This window comes from Anaeromassilibacillus sp. Marseille-P3371, from assembly GCF_900169665.1.
Lineage (GTDB): Bacteria > Bacillota > Clostridia > Oscillospirales > Acutalibacteraceae > Anaeromassilibacillus.
In genome coordinates this window covers 3,266,344-3,268,845 of record NZ_LT835157.1, presented here as the reverse complement: position 1 = coordinate 3,268,845, position 2,502 = coordinate 3,266,344, and the positions used below count along the sequence as shown (strand labels likewise).

Annotated in this window: 2 protein-coding genes and 1 pseudogene; 2 read left to right on the top strand and 1 reads right to left on the bottom strand. The window is 51.6% G+C overall.

The genetic code is table 11. The annotated features are described in order from the left end of the window. The first annotated feature begins 340 nt into the window (after positions 1 to 340). Both B9Y59_RS13760 and B9Y59_RS13755 read left to right on the top strand, forming a co-directional pair. Positions 341 to 1,126 (top strand): sulfite exporter TauE/SafE family protein, encoded by a 786-nt coding sequence (locus tag B9Y59_RS13760; protein WP_085534163.1) that lies wholly within the window; start codon positions 341 to 343, stop codon positions 1,124 to 1,126. A 45-nt stretch (positions 1,127 to 1,171) separates the two neighbouring features. Continuing rightward, a complete protein-coding gene (locus B9Y59_RS13755; RefSeq protein WP_085534161.1) occupies positions 1,172 to 1,723 on the top strand; it encodes an SPASM domain-containing protein in 552 nt (183 codons plus the stop codon). A gap of 691 nt (positions 1,724 to 2,414) precedes the next feature. Here the strand turns inward: B9Y59_RS13755 and B9Y59_RS16305 are convergent. Beyond that, positions 2,415 to 2,502: pseudogene (locus tag B9Y59_RS16305) on the bottom strand (YlxR family protein); the annotation flags it as partial.

The window sequence follows — 2,502 nt, the reverse complement described above, 5'->3', positions numbered from 1 at the left end:
CCTTGGATGTGGTCCCCTTTGGGTACCGCCAGCACCGCGAGGTGATTGATGCAGTCCGGTTTGACCGTCCGCCAACCAGTACAGGTGCGGACGGCTTGTATACGATAGAGATGGTTGAGCAGATTTTACAGTCGGCTCGGACCATCGTGGGGTAATCGGAAGCGCGCAGGTCCAAGAAAGAGGGCCTACAGGGACATCTGTGGTTGGCATAGCAGACAGATAAGGACCTTGATGAAAAAGAGACCTGCGCGCTCCGCATGACACAAGGCGAAGCGGTTTCGCCTTGAACTTCCATAGGTTTCCGAAGGCGTTACAGCTTGACCGCCTTTGAGGAGAGACGATGGATGGTATCTATTTTCTGGTTGCTTTTTTAGCCAGCGTTTTAGGAAAGATCTGCGGCATGGGTGGAGGCGTGATGATCAAGCCGGTGTTGGATGCATGCCATACAGCCAGCGTTGCAGCCATTAATTTTTACTCAGGTTGTACCGTGTTGGGGATGAGCTGCTGGTCCGTCGGCAAGGCTGCTTGGAGGCGGGACAATCTACTGGATTTCCGCGTTTCCGTGCCTTTGGCCGCCGGAGCTGCCCTGGGAGGCCTATTGGGAAAAGAGATCTACTGCCAGCTGGCCAGCCTATATACAGACGCAGAGGTGATCGGCGGCGTACAGGCACTGTTCCTTTTTTTAGCAACCTTGGGGACTCTGCTCTACACCATCACAAAGGACCGCTTTCCCGCAAAACGGGTCCGGCATTGGTCCCTTTGCGTTGCCGTTGGATTGGGCTTGGGAATCCTGGGTTCATTTTTGGGAATTGGCGGAGGTCCGTTCAATATGGCTGTTTTGTATTACTTTTTTTCCATGTCCACAAAGACAGCCGCTCAGAACAGCCTATTTGTTATTTTAATCAGTCAAGGAGCGGGGACGCTCAAAACAATTCTAGCCGGGGATGTCCCGGACATCTTAATCCCCATTCTGGTTGGGATGATTCTGTGCGGGGTTGCCGGCAGCGAAGTGGGAGGTAGGCTGAACCGCAGGTTAAGCGAGGAGAATGTCACCAGGTTGTTTCAATGGTCCATGGTTCTTGTTTTAGGGATCAACCTATATAATATGTTCCGCTTCTTTGGATAGCTGCAAGCGATACCTGCCGGGAAGGAACTTCTTGGATGGCCGACTGTGGTTTGCTTTCGATCTCCAGCAGATGAACCGAGGGGGCTGCATCCCTGGTCGCTTACTTCGGAACGGTATGCACAGTATCTAAAGGATGCCTTTGATCTTTGGTACCAGCAGATCAAGAAAGGAGCGCGGCAATTCCACCAATACTTCGATAATCTATTGTTGATTTTGGATGGACAACCTCCACAAGTCTGTGCAATGGGAGGTCAATGTAGTCTGCAGTATGTGGTCGAAGCGGATGGAAGTGTCTATCCCTGTGATTTTTACATGCTGGATCACTATAAGCTGGGTAATTTCCTGACCGACACCCTGGAACAAATCGACCGCCAGCGGGAACAGCTCCGCTTTGTCGAACAGAGCCAATACCAGCCGGAGGAATGCCGGCAATGCCGTTGGTTTTCGCTCTGTCGGGGTGGGTGCCGTCGGGACCGGGATTTTTTTTCGGATGGTCTAGGCAAAAACTATCTTTGCGATGCCTACAAGTCCTTTTTTGAATATGCGTATCCGCGTTTGCTAGAGGTCTATTCCCGGCTGCTGTATTTTTCAAGATAAGCGGGCGCCAGCGCGATATATGGACGCCACGGGCAAGAATGTTACAGCAGATTGCAGAGCACATTCAAAGCCAGCGGAAACAGATCATGGGCTGGACCGGACGATGCGCGAAGGATGTGCAGGCCCGTTCATGAACAGCAAGGAACAAATTGTTGTAAGTGGCAGATGTGCCGGCGCCTTCAGGTCCGGATAAAACCAGAGAACTTTGCCCACATATGCCAACCCGCCAGCTCTATGCATTTTTCAAAGAAAAGCAGGCACTAAAAACCACCATAGAATCAGAACCCCCAGTTCGGTCTTGTACTGAACTGGGGGTTTATCATTCAGGGCAGCCACAGGCCGCTGGTGGTTGAACTAGTAAACATACTCGTCCAACCGTTTGGGAACATTTCTGTATTCTCTAAGTCGAGGGCAAGGTGTAACTCTCCTTGCTTCAACCATTTAACGCTTCCATAATTGCATGATCGGTTGGAGTTCCTGCTCGAGACCTGGAGCGTCATATGCCATAATGGCCGTAAGCCTTAACGAAGGCCGGTGAGGCGTAAACAAAGCCCCGGCCGGTATATAAGTCTCTCTGTGGCGTCTGCTTCTCCTTTTTCCAGCAAGTTGTTTAGGCTTCTTGAGGCAGTCGAAATAGGAATATCACACAGTACCGCCTTGGCTCGGTGTTGCCTGGCATGTAAGAACCTTAGGGAAATCTCGCCTTCCGGCGAACGGACCACCCGGACCAGTTCTTTTTTCGGCTTGCTTTCTCCGCATCCTGCACACATACGCAGGGG